At 68.9% G+C, this 18,214-nt stretch carries 13 protein-coding genes and 2 pseudogenes; 7 read left to right on the top strand and 8 right to left on the bottom strand.

The window, feature by feature from the left end:
* Nucleotides 1–151: 151 nt before the first annotated feature.
* The 5 genes and pseudogenes from ACWFR3_RS07250 to ACWFR3_RS07230 all read right to left on the bottom strand — a co-directional run.
* Nucleotides 152–593 (bottom strand): annotated as a pseudogene (locus ACWFR3_RS07250) (alpha/beta hydrolase fold domain-containing protein); the annotation flags it as partial.
* A 298-nt stretch (nt 594–891) separates the two neighbouring features.
* Nucleotides 892–2,634 carry a nickel ABC transporter ATP-binding protein NikE gene (gene nikE / locus ACWFR3_RS07245; protein ID WP_453733557.1) on the bottom strand — a complete coding sequence of 581 codons (1,743 nt, stop codon included), beginning with the start codon at nt 2,632–2,634 and terminating at the stop codon, nt 892–894.
* Entirely contained in the window at nt 2,631–3,536 is a 906-nt protein-coding gene (locus ACWFR3_RS07240) for an ABC transporter permease (RefSeq protein WP_453733556.1), read from the bottom strand. Before ACWFR3_RS07240 ends, nikE begins: the two co-directional genes overlap by 4 nt.
* Nucleotides 3,533–4,492, bottom strand: coding sequence for an ABC transporter permease (locus ACWFR3_RS07235; RefSeq protein ID WP_453733555.1), 960 nt, complete (start codon nt 4,490–4,492; stop codon nt 3,533–3,535). The genes ACWFR3_RS07240 and ACWFR3_RS07235 overlap by 4 nt, the downstream gene beginning before the upstream one ends.
* Before the next feature lies 1 nt (nt 4,493).
* Nucleotides 4,494–6,101 (bottom strand): ABC transporter substrate-binding protein, encoded by a 1,608-nt coding sequence (locus ACWFR3_RS07230; protein WP_453733554.1) that lies wholly within the window; start codon nt 6,099–6,101, stop codon nt 4,494–4,496.
* A gap of 684 nt (nt 6,102–6,785) precedes the next feature.
* Between ACWFR3_RS07230 and ACWFR3_RS07225 the strand changes: the two genes are divergently transcribed.
* Both ACWFR3_RS07225 and ACWFR3_RS07220 read left to right on the top strand, forming a co-directional pair.
* Nucleotides 6,786–7,901, top strand: coding sequence for a TauD/TfdA family dioxygenase (locus tag ACWFR3_RS07225; protein ID WP_453733574.1), 1,116 nt, complete (start codon nt 6,786–6,788; stop codon nt 7,899–7,901).
* Nucleotides 7,902–7,994: 93 nt separating this feature from the next.
* Nucleotides 7,995–8,285, top strand: coding sequence for a hypothetical protein (locus tag ACWFR3_RS07220; RefSeq protein ID WP_453733553.1), 291 nt, complete (start codon nt 7,995–7,997; stop codon nt 8,283–8,285).
* A gap of 192 nt (nt 8,286–8,477) precedes the next feature.
* Here the strand turns inward: ACWFR3_RS07220 and blsG are convergent, their stop codons facing one another.
* Both blsG and ACWFR3_RS07210 read right to left on the bottom strand, forming a co-directional pair.
* Entirely contained in the window at nt 8,478–9,623 is a 1,146-nt protein-coding gene (gene blsG / locus ACWFR3_RS07215; protein WP_453733552.1) for an arginine 2,3-aminomutase, read from the bottom strand.
* A 683-nt stretch (nt 9,624–10,306) separates the two neighbouring features.
* Nucleotides 10,307–11,413: a PP2C family protein-serine/threonine phosphatase gene (locus ACWFR3_RS07210; protein WP_453733573.1), complete on the bottom strand. Its 1,107-nt coding sequence runs from the start codon at nt 11,411–11,413 to the stop codon at nt 10,307–10,309.
* Between the two features lie 131 nt (nt 11,414–11,544).
* Here ACWFR3_RS07210 and ACWFR3_RS07205 point away from each other — a divergent pair, with 131 nt between their 5' ends.
* Nucleotides 11,545–11,787, top strand: coding sequence for a hypothetical protein (locus ACWFR3_RS07205; RefSeq protein WP_453733551.1), 243 nt, complete (start codon nt 11,545–11,547; stop codon nt 11,785–11,787).
* A 7-nt stretch (nt 11,788–11,794) separates the two neighbouring features.
* On the opposite strand, the pseudogene ACWFR3_RS07200 reads toward ACWFR3_RS07205, so the two are convergent.
* A pseudogene (locus ACWFR3_RS07200) lies at nt 11,795–12,463 on the bottom strand (ANTAR domain-containing protein); the annotation flags it as partial.
* Between the two features lie 321 nt (nt 12,464–12,784).
* Between ACWFR3_RS07200 and ACWFR3_RS07195 the strand changes: the two are divergent.
* The 4 genes from ACWFR3_RS07195 (at nt 12,785) to ACWFR3_RS07180 (ending at nt 18,142) form a co-directional block, all read left to right on the top strand.
* The gene (locus tag ACWFR3_RS07195; RefSeq protein ID WP_453733550.1) at nt 12,785–13,144 is read left to right on the top strand and encodes an STAS domain-containing protein; all 360 of its coding nucleotides are present in this window, start codon (nt 12,785–12,787) and stop codon (nt 13,142–13,144) included.
* Complete coding sequence (locus ACWFR3_RS07190; RefSeq protein ID WP_453733549.1) at nt 13,144–14,079, top strand: anti-sigma factor RsbA family regulatory protein; 936 nt, start codon at nt 13,144–13,146, stop codon at nt 14,077–14,079. Before ACWFR3_RS07195 ends, ACWFR3_RS07190 begins: the two co-directional genes overlap by 1 nt.
* 871 nt (nt 14,080–14,950) lie before the next feature.
* Nucleotides 14,951–16,396 carry an MFS transporter gene (locus tag ACWFR3_RS07185; protein WP_453733548.1) on the top strand — a complete coding sequence of 482 codons (1,446 nt, stop codon included), beginning with the start codon at nt 14,951–14,953 and terminating at the stop codon, nt 16,394–16,396.
* 294 nt (nt 16,397–16,690) lie between these two features.
* Nucleotides 16,691–18,142: an MFS transporter gene (locus ACWFR3_RS07180; RefSeq protein ID WP_453733547.1), complete on the top strand. Its 1,452-nt coding sequence runs from the start codon at nt 16,691–16,693 to the stop codon at nt 18,140–18,142.
* Nucleotides 18,143–18,214 lie beyond the last annotated feature (72 nt).

The raw sequence follows: 18,214 nt of genomic DNA, 5'->3' as shown, positions 1-18,214 counted from the left end.
CACTGCGGCGAGGTGGCCGGTGAACGCCTTCGCGGACGGACCACGCCGGCCCCTCGACCAATGAGCGATAGCTTGCTCATTCCAGTCGCTGCAGAAACTGCCCTCTGCCGAGACCGGCCACGCCCCTCAGTCCTGGCCTCTCTCGGAACCATCAGAAAAGCGGCCGTTTCGGCGTCCCAAGTCGCCGGCCACGTACGGGGAATCGTGCCAGGTAGGCCGTTGCCAGGTGGATGGCCGCCTGTGCCGGGCAGGTCGCACGCAGAGCATCGAGCACGACGACGTCGTGGATGACGCCGGCGTGACGGACAGCAGTGATGGGGACGCCTGCCATGCGCAGCCGGGAAGCGTAGGCCTCGCCCTCATCACGCAGGGCATCCGCCGCAGCGGTGATGACCAGGGCTGGCGGCAAGCCGACGAGCTGTCCGGTAGCGGCCCGCAGGGGCGAGGCCATGGCCTGCGCCCCGTTCCTGCTCGTCGCTGATGTACTGGTCCCAGAACCACTGCATGGCATCGCGGCGCAGGCCATACCCCTCTGCAAAGCAGTGGTGGGAGGCAGTGTCGAAGGCCGCATCGGTGGCCGGGCAAGAGAGCACCCGGGCCCAGAGGCTCAGACCGCCGCGTTGCTGCTTCGCGGTTGTTTCGCTGGCGTAGCGCGGCCGGACGGAGCGCGAGTAGCGACGTGCCCGCGGCCCAAACCCGCAGGGAGCACTCTCCAAGGCTTCGAACAGGCCCTGCAAGGGAGAGAACATGCACAACGAGGAGAGGACACAACAACGTCAGCGCGCTTTCGAGCAGAGCGGCAACGCGACCACCCCGCGACTGAGAGACGCACACGCATGCGATCTCGGGCGCCGAGGCGGTGAGGTTCTGGTCGAGGGCGAGTTCATCGTCCTACTCGCTTGCACCAAACCGGCGTACGCGGTGGCCCTCCCCCAGGTCGGCCCAGCTGCCGTCGCGCCAGGCCGCCTCTTGCCAGTCACTGTCATCCGCGGCGGGCCGGGCCGCCTCCGGGTCCGGTTCGAGGGTGGCTGCCATCAGTTGGCGGGTGTAGGGGTGTCCCGGCGCGCGGTAGACCGCCTCGGTCGGCCCTTCTTCCACGACGACTCCGTCCCGCAGCACCATGACGCGATCTGCCAGGCCCCGCACCAGCGCGAGATCATGGCTGATGAAGATGCATGCCAGCTGCCGCTCCCGGCACAGATCGTCCAGCAACTGCAGCACCTCGGCCTGGACGGAGACATCGAGCGCGGTGGTGATCTCGTCTGCGATGAGGAGGTCCGGCTCGCCGGCCAGCGCCCGGGCGAGGGCGATGCGCTGCCGCTGGCCGCCGGAGAGCTGGCCCGGCAGCCGGTCGGCGAGGGCAGGGTCAAGGCGGGCGTCGGCGAGGAGCCGTCGAGAACGCTGTGCGGCCTCGGTCCGCGGTGCGATACCCAAGAAGCACAACGGCCACCGGACCGCGTCTCCGACCGAACGCCGCGGGTTCAGCGAGGCGTCCGCGTTCTGGAAGACGAGCTGGATCTTTCTGCGCTGCGCGGTCGGTCGCTGTCGCGCCAAGGGGGCGAGGGTGCCGCCCGCGTGCCGCATCGTTCCGCCGGACGACTGGTGCAGTCCGGCCAGCGCCCAGGCGAGCGTGGACTTGCCGCTTCCCGACTCTCCCACCAAAGCCACGACTTCGCCTCGTCGCACTCGGAGGGTGACTCCTTGGACGATACGGTCGGCGCCGTGATCGACGCTGAGGTCCTTCACGTCAAGCACCTCCGCCGCGTCGCTCGCAACGGCGGCCCGCAGACGGATCCGGCGGGTACCGTCCTCAGCGACCACGGAGAGTCCAGGGTCCGCAATCCTTGGCACGCTGGCCAGCAGCCGCCGGGTGTGGGCAGCCACGGGCGCCGCGAACAGCCGTCGCGCAGAGGCGTGTTCGACGACACGTCCTGCCTGCAGGACGGCAACCTCGTCCGCCATCCGCGCCACCACGCCGAGATGGTGGCTGACCACGACCGTGGCGAGGCCGAGTTCATCACGCAGTGCGGCCAGCAGGTCAAGGATCTGGCGCTGGGTGATCACGTCGAGGCCGGTGGTCGGCTCGTCCAGCACCAGGACCCGCGGACGAGCTGCGATGGCCATGGCGATGGCGACGCGCTGTTGTTGTCCGCCGGAGAGCTCGTGGGGATAGCGGCGGGCCACCTCTGCGGCATGAGGCAGTCGGACACGCTCCAACAGCGCGTCGACACTCGCAGAACAGAGGTTCCGACGCCCTGCCCGCCCTGCTTCGGCGATCTGGCGCCCGATGCGCATGGAGGGGGTGAGCGCAGATCCGGCGTTCTGCGGGACCAAGGCGGCCGTCCGGCCGCGCAGCTGTCGCAATTCACCCGGCCTCAAGCTGAACACGTCGTTGTCGGCGACGCGTACGGTGCCCCCGGTCAGCCGCGAGCCGTGCCGCAGATGCCCCAGCAGGGTGCCGGCGATGGTGGACTTGCCGCTTCCCGACTCCCCGACCAGGGCCAGTGTCTGCCCCTGCCGGACCTCGAACCCGACGTCCTGCACCACGGGCACATCTCTGCCCTGCCATCGGTAGGCGACGCTCAGCCCCTGCACCTGCACCTGCACCTGCACGAGGGATGTCCCGCTCGTCAAAAGCCCTCCCTGATGCGGTCCACCCCGTAGGCCTTGGACAGGCCGTCGGCGGCGAGGTTGAGCCCGATCACCAATGTGGACAGGGCGATGATCGGTGCCAGGGTGGCGAGCGGCACGACGGTGAGGGCTGTGCGGTTCTCCGACACCATCAGGCCCCAGTCCGGAGTCGGAGGGTCCGCGCCGAAGCCCAGGAAGGACAGTGAGCTGATCAGCAGGAGGCTCCAGGAGGCACGCATGGCGAACTCCACGCATAGCACGTCGGTGATGTTCGGCACGATCTCGCGCCGCAACACCGTCCAGGGTGGTTCGCCCCGCGCCCGCGCTGCGGTGACGTAGTCCTGGGGCAATACGGCCAGCGCCGCGCCGCGCACCACGCGCACCACTTGGGGCGCGTAGAGGACGGTGACGGCGAGCACGGTGACGTGATACCCGGTGCCGAGCGTACCGACGACGACCAGGAGGGCCAGGATCGCCGGGACGGCCAGGACGCCGTCCAGCACGCGGCCCAGCACGTTGTCGAACCAGCCCCCGCACAGGGCCGCGAGGCAGCCGAGCACGATACCGATGCCCATGACCAGGACCGAGGCGACGAGCGATACACCGAGCGCGTACCGCCCGCCGTACAGCACTCGCGACAGCACATCCCGCCCGTACTGGTCGGTGCCCGCCCAGTGGGCTCCATGAGGGCCGAGCACCGCCTGCGACGCGTCGCTGGCGGTGGGGGCGTACGGCGCCAGGACCGGTGCCAGCAGGGCAATGGCCACGTGCACGAGAACGATCAGCAGACCGGCGGATGCGGTCGGTGAGGCGCGAACAGCACGCCACACGCCCACCGCGCCACTCCCCCGATACGAGGCGGCCCCCGCGGATGCGGCGCTGTCGCTGCTGTCCGGGGCTGTCACCGGGCCACCCGCCGCCGGGTGCGGAGCCGGGGGTTCAGGGCGAGTTGCCCGAGGTCGGCGGCCAGATTCACCACGACGTAAACGACCGCACTGATCAGGGCGATGGCCTGGAGCACCGGCAGATCCCGGTTGTGCACGGCCTCCAGCGTCAGCAGGCCGATACCCGGATAGTTGAAGACGTTCTCCACCACAGCAACGCCACCGACGAGCCAGGCGACACTGAGCGCGAGGACATGCAGTATCGGCGACAAGGCGCTCGGAAGGGCGTGCCGGGTCACCACCCGCCAGCTGCTCAGCCCCTTCAGCCGTGCCGTGGTCACATACTCGCTCGCCAGCACGTCGATCACCGACGAACGGGCCATGCGCACGATGTAGGCGGCCATGCCCACGGCCAGCACGGTGGCCGGCAGCCAGATCGCCGGCAGCAGCTGGCCGACACTCGCCTCCGGCCCGTAGAGCACCACGGCGGGCAGTACGGGCACCGTCACCGAGAAGACCAGTACCAGAACGGAAGCCACCGCGAACTCGGGGACACTCATCCCGATCAGGCAGAGGGTGGAGATGACGGTGTCGGGCCAGCGGTCGCGCCAGAGCCCGGCGACAATGCCCAGCAGCAGAGAGCCGGTGACCGCGAACGCGATGGTGACCACTGCGATCAGTAACGAGTTGCGCAGGTAGGGGCCCACCTCGTCGCCGATCGGCCGACCGGAGACCAGTGAGGTGCCAAAGTCCCCGTGTATCACGCCGCCGACCCACTCCGCGTAGCGCTGTGCGGCGGGTTGGTCGAGGTGCAGCTTGGCATGCAGCTCGGCGACAGCACTGGCGGTCGCGTCCCGGCCCAGAATCTGGGCGGCGACATCACCGGGCAGGGCCTGCACGGCGAAGAAGACCAGCAGGGAGGACAGGACCAGGGTGCCAAGGGCGGACAACAGGCGAAAAGCGATGAAGGCCAGCACGTCAGGCTCCCTTCAGGCCGATGCCGAGGTAGTCGAACTCGTGGCCGTACTCGGCATAGCCGCGGACCTTGCGGGAGACACCGACCAGCCGGTCGGCGAACATCGGCGTGATCGCGCCGCCGTCCTCGATGATCCGCAGCTGCGCCTCCTGATAGAGCTCCCGGCGCCGGGTTCGGTCACGCTCCTGCCGGGCTCGGTCCAACAGAGCGTCAAAGGCCTTGTCGGACCACGCAGTCTCGTTGTACGAACCCCCGCTGCGGAAGATCTCGTTGAGCAGTTGGTCGATGGGCCGCCCGGTGAACCAGTAGGTGGACATCAACGGCTTCTTCATCCAGATCTGCGTGTAGTAGGAGTCCGCAGAGACCGTTTTGATCCGGACCCGGATCCCGGCCCGCCGCACGGAGTCCCGGTAGGCCAGCGCCATCGGCGTGAGGTTGGCGTCGTTGGAGGCGGTGTAGAGATCCACCTCCAGCCCCCGGTACCCGGCTCTGGCCAGCAAATGGCGCGCCTTGTCCGGATCGTGGACCGGATGCTGTGGGGTGTAGTACGGGTCGCCCGGTGGCACAGGGTTGTCCCAGCCGGCGACTCCGGTGCCTTGAAGGGCCGCTTTGACCACGTACTGCGGGTCATAGGCGAGCTTCATGGCCTGCCGCACCCGCACGTCGGTGAACGGCCGGGCGTTGGTGAGCATCGGCAGCACGTACCACTGCGCGTTCTTGACCCGGGTGATGGTGGCACGCTCGGAGGCGGCCACAACCCGGGCGGTGACGAAATCGAGATTGGTTCCGGCGATCAGGTCGACCTGTCCGGCCAGCAGAGCGTTGGCCCGGGGCTGGATGTCGGAAACGGTGTAGAAATCGATGGCATCCAGGACGGGGCGCCCCTGCCAGTGGTCGTGATACGCCGTGAGGCGGCCGGTGCTGCCCGGCGCGAAGGACTCGAGCCGGAACGGCCCTGTGCCGATACCGAAGCCGCCGGCGGACGCGGCGCTGTCCCGCGCAATAACACAGCAGTTGTAGTGGGTGAGCAGACTGGGGAACTCGGCATGAGGCGTCTTCAGAGGAACGACCAGGGTGCGCGCGTCGGGAGTGCCCAGCTGTCTGGCGTCGACCAACGGGCCAAGGACAGCTGCCTGCGGAGAGGCCGTCTTCTTGGCCAGGATATGGCGCAGGGTGTAGGAGGCGTCGGCGGAGGTGAAGGGACGCCCGTCGTGGAAGGTAACGCCGCTGCGCAGCCTGAACGTCCAGGTGCGCGCCGCCGCGTCGGGCTCCCAGGAGATGGCCAGGTCCGGAAGGAGGCCACCGTCACGGTCCACCCGTACGAGCCGGTTGTACAGAGCACCCAGGTATTCGTACGCCGTGACGGGGCTGGCCGGATCCAGCGTCTCGGCCTGCGATGTCGGGGAGCGGGCGATGCGCAGGGTGCCACCGGGGTCAGGCTTGCCCGGCGGTGTGCCGGCCGGCAACTCCGCAGTGGCGGACGCTGAACCGGAGCAGCCGGAGAGCAGGGCGGAACCGCCCAGCGCCGCTCCTTGCGCGGTGACGGCCGCCAGCACCGAACGCCGTGAAACCCCACCCCGTGTCGACTCCTGACCTGGCGCACCGGCCATGCACACAACCCCTCGTCCCCTCGGTTGCCCGCGAGGACACGACGTCGCCGCGGGTGGAGCCGTCTTCCGCACATCCAGCGCTTCCGCGACCGCCCGCACCGAGGTCCCGTACCTCGTCGCTGCGGCCCAGCGAGTTCAAGACGCTCCGTCGACCGCCGATGTACTGCCCCAGCACACCATCGCTGTCCTGGAGTTGGAAGCGAACCGGTGCCAGCCAACCTCCTGCTCCGGCGCCCGCTTCCTGCTCCGGCCGCAGTTCATCCTTGCGCGGGCTGTTGCGGGGCAGGAGGGCTCGTGCGCAGGCCTCGGCGTCGTGGTCGTCACTGCCCGACGGCATGACACGGTCGTAGGAGCACGCAAGGCCGGCACGGGAATCAGACACCCGCCGGACGGTAGTGGTCTGTTTCACTGTGCAACAAGGACGCCTTTTGAGCCCCCGCCAGCACTGACGAGTGCGTCTCCCTGATCGAAAACTCAGCGCGAGCGTCCAGGAGAACAGCGAGGCGGCCTGGCCCGCGCCCGGGGGCCGCGGGTTGCCTACGGCGCTTTGGGTCTCCGCAAAATGTGGCCGGAATGCAGCAAAGACCTGGTCCAGCCCCCAGCGGCAGGGCTTGGGCCGCTGGGCCGCGCCCCACGAAGGGTTGCCCGGCGCGGCGACGCGGAAAGAGTTGAAGCGTGACGTTGATGACTCTCGACAGCGGCATCATCACCCTCGACGAGACGCCCTTCGCACTCCCGTGGCTGCGCTTCAGCTGCCCCTGCCCGGATTGCCGGCACCCGGGCTCCTTCCAGAAGACCGCCGACCTGAGCCTGGGACCCGAGGACCTGCCCGTGGCCCGGGCCGCCGGCCTCAGCCCCGACGGCCTCCTGCTCCACGTCACCTGGCATGAAGAACCCGTGCACGAAAGCACGTACCGGGTGGACTGGCTGCTCGACCACGCCTGGGACCGCAGCGACAGCCAGGAGTTCGGCAAGGAAACCCTGTGGGACAGCACCACCCCCGGCACGGCGGCCATGCGCTGGCATCGGGCGGCCGACTGCCACGCCGGACTCGGTTCCTGGACGGATGATCTGTTCACCCACGGTTTCGCCCTGCTGCGCGACATGACCGTGCGCCAACTGGAGCTGCTCCTGGCCGACTTCGACCCCGTCCACCCCACCGAGTACGGCAGGTACGCCGACGTCACCGCGGTGGCGCAGGCCGAGGACCTCTCCGAGATGTCCCTCGCCCTGACCGCCCACACCGACTACCCCTACCGGACCGTCGGCCCGCTGCTGGAGTTCTGCTACTTCGTCGAGAACGAGGCGACAGGCGGCGAGTTCTTCTTCCTCGACGGATTCAAGGCGGCCGAGGACTTCCGCACCGCGCACCCCTCCTGGTTCGCCCTGCTCACCGAGACCCCCGTGGAGTTCGAGCAGCTCTACTCCAGCCACCACTACCTCTACCGCCTGCGCCGCCCGGTCATCACGCTCGGCTCCGACGGTCGCGTCCAAGCGCTGCACTACGGTCACTCGCACGTCTGGAGCTGGAACCTACCGCCCAGCCGGGTCGGCGACTTCTACCGCGCCTACCACGCCTTCCTGCGCCACCTGCGCTCCGAGTCCTACCGGATCACCAGACGGTTCGAGGCCGGCGAATGCCTGGCCTTGCGCAACACCCGCATCCTGCACGGACGTCACGCCTTCGCCCCCACCACCGGCACCCGCCGCCTCATCACCGCCTACATCCCCTGGGATCAACTGGAAGCCCGCACCCGCTTCCACCGCGAAGTCACGCACTACCATCCCCCAGTCGCATAGCGGCGACTCCGGACCGGCGCCCACACACGAAGTGCCGGCAGCGGCAAGTCTCCTCACGGGGGCTGTACAAGTAACGGCGCTTCCAAGAAGGCGTTGAGCAGGGCGAGCGTGCTGAACTGCCTGATGCGGATCGCCCCGCCCGGCCGCCGGGCTCCCCGGGCGATCGGGATCGATGAGTTCGCTCTGCTCAAGGGGCACCGATACGCCGGCACCAGCGAACGGATCGAGGTGCTGCTCGACCTGGCCGCCGTCGACGCCGCCCTCACTCTGCCCTGGCACAACGGCTGCACCGAAAGCGTCGACAACAAGGCCAAGCTCCTCAAGCGGCAGAGCTCCGGCCGCGCCGGACACGCCTTCCTGCGACACCAGATCCCGCTCAACTGAGCACCCGAACTGCCGATCAACGGCTACGGGAATCTTCGAAGAGCCGTCGGTGGGACAGTGCCAGTCACCACGACGATGGGTGCAGGGCACTGTCGACGGTCCTCGGGCAGAAGGGGCTGGAGGTGATCCGGACCTCGCCCCAAGCCAGAGCCGGGAAGAAGAGACCCCCGGCAGGCCCGGCCCGGCCATCTGTCACCGTTCCGGCATCTGCTCTCCGAATTCCATGCTGAGCCGCTCGCCCCGATGATTGCGCAGCTCGATCGTGCTGTCGCGCACGGTGTAGTACGAGGGACTGAGGGGTGTCTTTCCGAGCGAGCTCTCCACGACGTACTGCGGCACACCGAAACCGGTGATGTGGCCCTGGAGCCCTTCCATAATCTCCCACCCCTTCTGGACCGAGGTCCTGAAATGGGAAACCCCGGTGACGTTGTCGCAGTGATACAAGTAGTAGGGCCTTACCCGAATACGCAACAGCTCCGTCATGAGGGTCCGCATGGTCGCCACGTCGTCGTTGACGCCCTTGAGCAGGACAGTCTGGTTGCCCACCGGGATGCCGTGGCGCAGGAGCCGGTCCACGGCCCCGGCGCTCTCCGGTGTGATCTCCCGGGGGTGGTTGGCATGGGTGTTGAGCCAGAGCGGGTGGTAGCGCTCCAGCATCTCGCACAGCCCGGCGGTGATCCGCTGGGGCAGCAGGACGGGGAACCGGCTCCCGATACGGATGATCTCCACGCTCGGGATCGAGCGAAGCCGGGCCAGAATCGGTTCCAGCTTGCCGTCCGGGTAGGACAGCGGGTCGCCCCCGGTCAGCAGCACATCGCGGATCTCGGGATGATCGGCGATATAGCGGAAGTCCTCCTCGTAGTCCTCGCCCTCGTTCCGGCGGAAGTAGGTACCGGAAGTGTCGGTCGTGTGGAACTTGCGGGTGCAGTGCCGGCAGTAGACGGGGCACGCCTCGGTGATCAGCATGACGACCCGGTCGGGCAGCTTATGGACCACGCGGTTGGTCTTGCGGTGAACCCGGTCGCCGACCGGGTCGACCCCGGCTCCCGGCAGCGTGGTCAACTCCATCGGAGAGGGCACCGCCTGCCGACGTACCGGACACCGCGGGTCGTGCCGATCCATCAGCGAGGCGTAGTAGGGCGTGATGCTCCACCGGTAGCGGCCCGCGCAGCCACGGATCGCCTGCTCCTCCTCAGGCGTCACATCGATCCAGCGGCGGAGCCCGGACAGCGAATTAATCCGGTGCCGCATGTGCCAGCGCCAGTCACCCCACTGCTCAGCGGTCACCCCCGAACCGGCCGCCTCGGGCAGAGCGCTCGGTGACTCAGAATCAGACATGCGCCGTCCCTGAAGTATGGGCCGACGCTCACTGATGGCGGCGTCAACCGCGGGCCCCCCGCCAGAATCCACTCCGCAACGCAGGGGCGGAACCCGGGGACAGCCATCGGAGTTAGGCTCCAGCCGCGGTATATCGTCCGCACGCAACCGGACCCCCAAGACCAGCGCGTCATCCCCCACATGGTCCGCGCGGGCGACCGCGGCTCCGCGCAGACCGCATCCGGGCCGGAAGGGGGATCACACCGCAGCACTCAGAACCTATCTCTGGACCCCTGCTGATCCCGTACACGCGCCACGGTGGAGGGCTCCGTACTCACCGTGCTCTCTATTTGCAGTGGCCCGGCTGCGGCGGGTGCTCCGCTCGCTATGTCGGTACGCGTTTGCCGGATGGGCCGACGGGCGGATTCTGCCGTGCGTTGGTCGGCGGCTGACCATTGAGCAGCCCGGCTCACATGCCGAATATCGGTATGCGAGCTGGGGTGGTCGTCTGGCTTCTGCCCCTGCTGCCTCAGGTGCGAGCCCTAGAGATGTGGTCCCTTCGCCGCCGCGATGTACTCGTTGGCCTTCTTCGCCGGGTCGTTGCTGAGCAAGCCCTCGGCGGAAGACGCGTCGCCGAGGCTAGTGATGGACGGGGCGTGTCCCGGCTGCCGACCGGGCGGGGTGGTGCGGTCCGTCGCTGTGGCTCAGGTGGCTTCTGCGGGTTCGCGGCGCACGGCAAGCAGGGCGATGTCGTCTTCGGTGTGCCTGCTGTAATGCTGTAAGAGGGCGTCGCGCAGGCTGGTCGGGGCGCAGGGGGCGTATGTGACGCGCTGGCGGAGGTCTTCCAGGGAGACGGCGAGATCGACGCGGGGTCGCTCGATCAGACCGTCGGTGACCATCAGCAGGACCTGTCCGTGCTCGAGACGGGCCTGTGCGGCGGGTTGGTGAGGCAGGTTCAAACCCAGCAACGGGCCCCGGGAGGGCAAGTAGTGCGCCGGCCCGTCGGGGGAGACGATCAGTGGCGGAAGGTGCCCGGCGTTGGCGATGTCCATAGCGCCTGAGCGCGCATCGAGAACGACCAGGCACATGGTCGCGGTGACGCCGGGGTGGAAATGCACCAGGAGGCGGTCCATCAACCGCAGGATGTGGTGCGGCTCGTGGCCTTCGAGGGCGTAGGCACGCAGGACGTGACGCAGTTCGACCATGACCGTGGCTGCGGCCAAAGAGTGCCCGGCCACATCGCCCACGGCCAACAGCACCCCGCGCTCGACGGCGAAGGCCGCGTAGAAGTCCCCGCCGAGTTGCGCGCGCTCCATCGCCGGCACATAACCGACAGCGAGGTCCACGCCTTTTAGCGCGGCCAGTTTCTCCGCCCGGGGAAGGAAGGCGTGCTGCAGGTCGGATGCGAAGCGGCGTTCGTCGCGGCCCGCCTTTGCCTCGCTCTCCGCGAGCAGCACCCTGTCGACCGTGGCCAGTAGCTCCTCCGGTGCGACGGGGGAGGCCAGATAGGCCATAGCGCCCGCTCCCAGTCCGCGGATGCGATCGCCTGGATCATTGGCTTCTGCGGAGACATGGATGACCGGAATGCGCGGAAGCCCGGGGTCGGCCCTTATCTGCCGGGCGAGTTCGAAACCGCTTACTCCGGGCAGTCGGACATCGACGATGGCTATGTCCGGCAGTGGATCGGCCCCGTGCAAAACCTCCAGGGCCTCGCGGCCCGAGGCGGCCTCCAGCACCTGGTGGCCGGCCCGGCGCAGCACGCTGCCCAGGGCGAAGCGGTTCGGCTCGTGGTCGTCGACGACCAGGATCATGGATGTTGGGGACCCCGCTTCGCTCACGCGCGGAACCTACGGGGCCATGCCGGGCAGGCACAAGCCCCGCCCACTCGTGCAGGTGACCTTGCCGCTCTTGTTGTTGCGCGGCGTCCACCATGTTCTGGCCCATGAACGTGCCGGGCTGGCGGCACATCCAGCACGAAGACGGCCTGCACGCGCCGGTCGCCGAGGGCCGGGGCTTGTGCCTGCCCGACTGGGTCAAGGTAGACAGCTTCGCAGGCGCTGCTGTGCGGGGCCGTCACCGGCTGCTGCGTCCGGCCGGTGACGGCCCGCCCTGCTGCCCTGCCGTCACGTTGATCAGGCGCGCGCGGGGGTTGGCGGTGCCGGCGGCCGGTGACGCGCCCTCCTGACAGTGATTCAGCTGGCAATCCTGTGAGGTCGGATCGCCGCGGAGCTGCGGCGCTGCGGCGCTGCGGCGCTGCGGGATACTGACCGCGGCTGCGGGCCACCCCGGCCCGCAGTATGGGGGAACACCGAGAAGTGCTTGCGCGTCCCGGTGACTTCCAGCCGCCGGTTCGTCGGGACGCTGAGAGGGCCGGCCGGCCAGGTGAGGCTTCCCGCCCGGCGGCGGTGCTGCAGCAGCGTGTTGAGCGGCCGGGCACTCATGATCTCGGTGCGGGAGACATCGAACACGACCTGCTTGCCGTCGGCCGGATCTGCGAGCAGCCGACCAGGACCCACCGGGATCCGCTCGGGCAGAGGTCTGCTCCGCACGACTTCCGCACAAATCTCCTCCCATCTGCCTCCGGAGCGCTGGCCTGTCGGGGCGGAGGCGTCAGGTGTTGCGGCGCAGGCGCCGGCGCGCTCGTGCCACTCGGTATCTGCGGTGTCGTTCCGTTGCCGGGCGGGGACGATGGCGGGCGTGAGCCTGGTCTCGATCACCTCCCGGGCGACATCGATGAGCAGGATACGGAGGCGCCTGGCGTGGTGGCGTAAGGCGTCGAAGGGCTGGTTGAGGGTGACGTTGCCGCGGGCCGCGATAACCCCCTTTGCCTGTTCGATGATCATGCGGCTCTGCAGGGCCGTGTGAAGCTGTTCGTTGACGGTGTGCTGCTAGCGGATGGTGCGGGCTTGGATCAGATCGATGGTGGCGGCATCGGCGAGCGTCTGGGCAAGGGCGAGGTCGTCGGCACTCAGTGGCCGGTCTCCTGTGTGAGTATTCGCCCCCAGTCCGCCGAACAGGCGCGGACGACGCGGGGGAAGTCGGCCGATCAGAGCTCCAGTGCGTCGGATGCGACTCCTATCGCCGTGCCTCTGATCGGTGCGACCTGCGTCAACTGGCCCTCGTTTACGGTCAGGGGAGGGGATACTGGGCGATGACGGCTCAAAGGGCGGCGGGAGAACGATGTGAACGACCCGCATGGCGGGTACTCGGCGCAGGGCGACACAATGCCTTGGAGCGGCCAGCTGAGGGTCTGTCCCTTGCGGGAGGGGGCTGGCCTTGAAGTCGCCGGGGAGGTCTGCCTGCCCACCCTGGCGGTGTGGGAGGGGGCCCTGGAGCAGGCGATCCGACAGCACCAGGGGGCCTACCGCTTGGAGCTCTCGAAGCTGACCTTCATCGACATGGCCGGAGCCACGGCTTTGGCGATGGCTGCCCTGAGCCTGGACAACGAACGGCGCTTCGTAGTAACCAGCCCGCCGCCTGCTCTGAGTCGTCTGCTCGAGTTGTTCTGGCCCGATCTGTCTGCAATCGAGGTGGGCGCCTGATGAGCGCCATGACCGCATCCGAACCCTTCGCCCACCCGGCATTGTTCTACCGGGGTGAGCAGGAGTACCTGGAAGGCACGGTGCCGTTCATCTGTGAAGGTCTGGATGCCGCTGAGCCTGTGGCGGTGGCGGTGCCCGGGGCCAATCTCGAATTGATTCGTGATGCGCTGGGTGCTGAGCGGTCCGGGCAGGTGCTGCTGCTGGACATGACGCAGGCCGGGCGCAATCCGGGCCGGATCATCCCGCGGGTCCTGGGGGCGTTCGCCGATGCCCATTCCGAGGGTCGGGTGCGGATCATCGGTGAGCCGATCTGGGCCGGGCGTACCGAGGCGGAGTATCCCGCCTGTGTGCAGCACGAGGCATTGATCAATCTGGCGTTCCGGGGCCGTGAGGCAACGATTCTCTGCCCGTACGACGTGCTGCGCCTGAACGAGACGGTGCTGGCCGACGCCCACGCCACCCATCCCACGATCATCGAGTCCGGCAGGCAGGACACGAGCGCGGCCTACGCTCCCGAAGCGATGGTCTCCCGCTACAACCAGCCGTTGACGGCGGGCTGCGACGCGTGGAGGACGGCCTATGCGAAGGACTCGTTGGCCAGTGTCCGGCACGAGGCCACCCACCGGGCTGCCGGCCTCGGCCTGCCCGAGTCCCGCCTGACCGACTTCACCCTGGCCGTGGCGGAGTTGACGACCAACAGTGTCATCCACGGCGGAGGTAGCGGCAAGCTGCGTCTCTGGTCCCAAGATCACCACGTGGTGTGCGAGGTACGCGACGCCGGGCTTCTTGTCGACCCGCTCGCCGGCCGATGTCCTCCTGCCCGGGGCCAGCGCGGGGGGCGCGGACTGCTGATGGTGCATGTGCTCGCCGACCTCGTCCGTATCCATACCACCGCAACGGGGGGCACCACCATCCACTGCTACTTCCGCCACTGACGCCCCGCTTGGGACAGCCCATGTGCCTCTGGAGTCGATGGCACCGTCCCCTGGGCCGTGAATCCGACAGGGGCTAGTCAAGCCAACTCCGCAGGCCAGTGACGGCAGGCAGGCGATCGGCGGTGCGGGCGCCAACTGCGGCAAGTCACACCGGTGCGGCCCGGGCGGCTCAGCGGCGCCCCGTGTGCGGGCGCAGGAGGCGTGGCAGTGGCTGACGCCAGTCGCCCAGGCGTGTGAGGAGCAGCCGGCGGCAGAGAGAACGCACGTCGTCTCACGCCGGATCCGTGGTCAGGGCACTGTCCCAGCGGCCGGCGCGAGAGGAGGCATCGATCTCGCCGAGGCGACGGCCGATGGACCGGACATCGCCCAGCTCCCCGAGCTCCAGGGGCCGCCGCTCCGCGAGGCCCTCGCAGACACGGCAGACGAGCTCCGCCTCTTCAATGACGTCCTTCGTGTCCAGCGCACGCTCGCCCAGCCAGGCAAGCTGATGGTCGAGGCCCCGGTCGGGGACAGCGGCATCTTGTCCTACAAGGGGGAGCCAGGCAGGGGTGGGGAGGGGCAGGCGAGATATTGCGTTGCACCGCCATCGGAGGCTCTCTTACCCTGGTCCAGTTCTGCCGGTGCCCGTTCCGGGGCTCGGCGCTGTGTTTCGAGGTGATGGCATATCTCCCAGGCCGTTTAGCCGCTCGTTCTGAGGCGCTCTTTCCGGTTGTCCGCGTTCGCGGGCTTCTGACGTATGCCTCGACGGCGGCGCTCCCGATGGCCTGGGGTTCGTTGCACCTGCTTTTCCCTGTCGCGCGGTAGGCGCACAGGGCATGCCCGGGCCTGCCCTGTCCCCCCTTTTTCTCTGTACGCGACAAGGATTTCCCTCGTGTCAACCGACACCCAAACCCACGGTCACCCACGCCCCACCGGGGCCGGCCGGGCCGCCACGATCACTCTGGTCGTGATCCTGATCGCCGAGCTGATGAACGCGCTCGACGGTTCCATCGTCCACACCGCCCTGCCGTCCATCCAGGCGGACACTGGGGCGACGAGCGCCGCGGTGCAGTGGATTCCCGCCGCCTACACCCTCACCTTCGCCCTCGCTCTGATCACCGGTGGACGCCTGGGCGACCTCTTCGGGCGCAAGCGGGTCTTCATCGCCGGCACCGTTCTGTTCGCGCTGGCGTCGCTGCTGTGCGGGATCGCGACGGGCCCGGACTTCCTGGTCGCCGCCCGGGCCCTCCAGGGCGCCGGAGCGGCGGTGATGGTGCCTCAGGTCATGGCCACCATCGCGGTCACCTTCCAGGGAGAGTCCCAGGCCAAGGCCTTCGGCATGTACGGCATGATCATGTCGCTGGGCGGAGTCCTCGGCCCCGTCCTGGGCGCGGTCCTGACCTCCGCCGACATCGCCGGTCTGGGCTGGCGGGCTATCTTCCTGATCAACCTGCCCATCGGGCTCGTCACCGTGCTCTTCGCCCTCCGATTCATCCCGGAGTCCCACGACCAGCAGGCCAGGCGCCTGGACCCGCTGGGCATGCTGCTCTCCGCCGCGGGTCTGCTGCTGATCGCCTACCCGCTCACCGTGGGCGGCGAGAAGTACTGGCCCGCCTGGAGCTTCGCCATGATCGCGGCGGGTGTGGCCGTGCTTGCCGTGTTCGTGGCCCAACAGAAGGCCAAAACTGCCAAGGACGGCTCCGCGCTGGTCGCGCTGTCCCTCTTCAAGAGCAAGGCATTCGCCGGCGGGCTCGCCGCGCAGCTGGTCTTCGGGCTGGTCTCCGGGGTGTTCCTGCTGACGTGGGTGCTGTTCATGCAGTCCGGCCTCGGCCTGACCCCGGGGCAGTTCGCCCCGGCGTCCGTCGCCATCTCCATCGGCGGCATGGCCGGCGCGATGCTCGCCTCCAAGTGGGCGGGGCGCCACATGCGCCGGGTGCCCCAGGCCGGGGCGGTACTGATCGCCCTCACGCTGGTGGGCTACCAGCTGCTGGTCTCCGCCCAGCAGACCGAGATGCCGTTCGTGGCCGCCGTCGCGCCGACGATCCTGGTCGGCGCCGGGTTCGGCATGGTCGGCGCTGGGCTCGCCGGACTCACCCTCAGCCAGGTCGGCCACGAGGACGCCGGCTCCGCGGCGGGACTGTTCAACACCGCCATGCAGCTGGGCACCGCGCTCGGGATCGCGATGGCATCGGTGGTGTTCTTCCAGTACGCACCCGCCGGCAGCCACGGCACCACCGTGACCCACGCCTTCGCGGGAAGCGTCTGGTACGTCGTCGGCGCCCTCGCGGTGATGTGGGCACTGATGTTCCGGCTCCCCAAGCCCGCCCAGACCGCCTGACCCACGGTCGGCGCCCGCCCCTCACCGGGCGGGTGCCGGCCCCGTCCTGCCTATTTCCCTCGGCAGGCGTATCCCGCCGCAGACGACGTGAGGTGATGACCTATCGCCCAGGCCCGGTAACCGCCCTCTTTCCGGCACGGAGCACACCCTCGCGGTGCCGTACCTCCCTGCCCGAAATGACGGCGCCCCCACCGGCCGGGCCCGTATCCCCTCCTTCCGCCTGTGCGGAGTCGGCGTACGAGAGGGCCCCGGCCTGCCGTACGCCCGAACCTCACAGGAACAGGAACCCTTCCCGTGTCCCCCGACATCCACCAGACCAACACCCCGGCCACCAGCCCGCCCTCGGGGTACCGCGCCCGCACGCTCACCCTCGCCGTCGTCCTGAGCGCCGAGCTGATGAACGCGCTGGACGGTTCCGTCGTCTACACCGCCCTGCCCACTGTCCAGGCCGACGCCGGTGCCAGCACCGCGGCCCTCCAGTGGATCCACGCCGCCTACGCCCTGACCTTTGCCCTCGGCCTGATCACCGGCGGTCGGCTCGGCGACCTCTACGGTCGCAAGCGGATCTTCCTCGTCGGCACCGGCGTCTTCACCCTCTCCTCCCTGCTCTGCGGAATCGCGACCGGTCCGGACCTCCTGGTCGCCGCCCGCGCCCTCCAGGGCGCCGCGGCCGCGGCGATGGTGCCACAGGTCCTGGCCACCCTCCACGTCACCTTCGACGAGCACTCCCGTACGAAGGCGTTCGGTCTGTACGGGACCGTCATGTCGCTCGGCAGCGTCGCAGGCCCGGTCCTGGGCGGCGTCCTCACCCAGGCCGATCTGTTCGGCCTGGGTTGGCGGCCCATCTTCCTGATCAACCTGCCCATCGGAATCGCCGCCGTCGTCCTCGGCCTGCGCCACATCCCCGAGTCCCGCGACCGCGCCACCCGGCGCCTTGACCCGCTCGGCATGTTCCTCTCCGCGCTCGGCCTGCTGCTGATCACGCTCCCGCTCACCGTGGGTGGCGAACACGGCTGGCCCGCCTGGCCGTTCGCAGCGATGGCAACCGGCCTGCTCGTCCTGGCGGGGTTCGTGGCCCAGCAGAAGAGCAAGATGCGCAAGGACGGCTCCCCCTTGGTCGTCCTCTCCCTCTTCACCGGCCGCACCTTCAGCGGCGGACTGGCCACCCAGCTGGCCTTCGGACTGCTGTCGGGTGCCTTCTTCCTGTCCTGGGCCCTGTTCATGCAGGACGGGCTCGGCCTCACCCCTGCGCAGGCCGCCCTCGGCTTCGTCGCCGCTTCCCTCGGCGAGATAGGTGGTCCGTGGCTCGCGATGAGCCTGATCAGCCGATACGACCGTGCCGTCCCACAGGCCGGAGCCCTGATCGCCGCCGCTACCCTGGTCGGCTACCACCACCTCATCACCACAGAGGCAACCAGCATGGGGACCGCACTGGCCGCTGCGCCCATGCTGGCCGTCGGCCTCGGCCTCGGCATGATCGGCGCCCCGCTCGCTGACCTCACCCTAGGCAGGGTCGCCCACCAGGACGCCGGATCGGCCTCCGGTCTCTTCAACACTGCCACCCAGCTCGGCATCGCACTGGGCACTGCTGTCACCAGCGTGGTCCTCTTCAGCCACACCACCGCGGGCACCCGAGGCCCGGCCATGAACACCGCCTTCGCCGACAGCCTCTGGTACGTCGTCGGCATACTCGTCGTGATGTGGGCCCTGATGTTCCTACTGCCCAAGCCGACCCGCTCCAACTGACCTCCGAGAGGGGGCCGGTGTCCACACCGTCCCCCTCTCACGAACGGCCCTTTCCCAGAGCTTGATCGGCGT

This window comes from Streptomyces sp. NPDC055189, from assembly GCF_053606765.1.
This window is presented reverse-complemented; position numbering and strand designations above follow the sequence as displayed.

What these genes read in the sequence shown, in the direction of transcription:
- ACWFR3_RS07230 (WP_453733554.1), bottom strand. Translation starts at nt 6,101, where the DNA reads ATGGCCGGTGCGCCAGGTCAGGAGTCGACACGGGGTGGGGTTTCACGG.
- ACWFR3_RS07225 (WP_453733574.1), top strand. Translation starts at nt 6,786, where the DNA reads ATGACTCTCGACAGCGGCATCATCACCCTCGACGAGACGCCCTTCGCA.
- blsG (WP_453733552.1), bottom strand. Translation starts at nt 9,623, where the DNA reads ATGTCTGATTCTGAGTCACCGAGCGCTCTGCCCGAGGCGGCCGGTTCG.
- ACWFR3_RS07210 (WP_453733573.1), bottom strand. Translation starts at nt 11,413, where the DNA reads ATGATCCTGGTCGTCGACGACCACGAGCCGAACCGCTTCGCCCTGGGC.
- ACWFR3_RS07205 (WP_453733551.1), top strand. Translation starts at nt 11,545, where the DNA reads ATGAACGTGCCGGGCTGGCGGCACATCCAGCACGAAGACGGCCTGCAC.
- ACWFR3_RS07190 (WP_453733549.1), top strand. Translation starts at nt 13,144, where the DNA reads ATGAGCGCCATGACCGCATCCGAACCCTTCGCCCACCCGGCATTGTTC.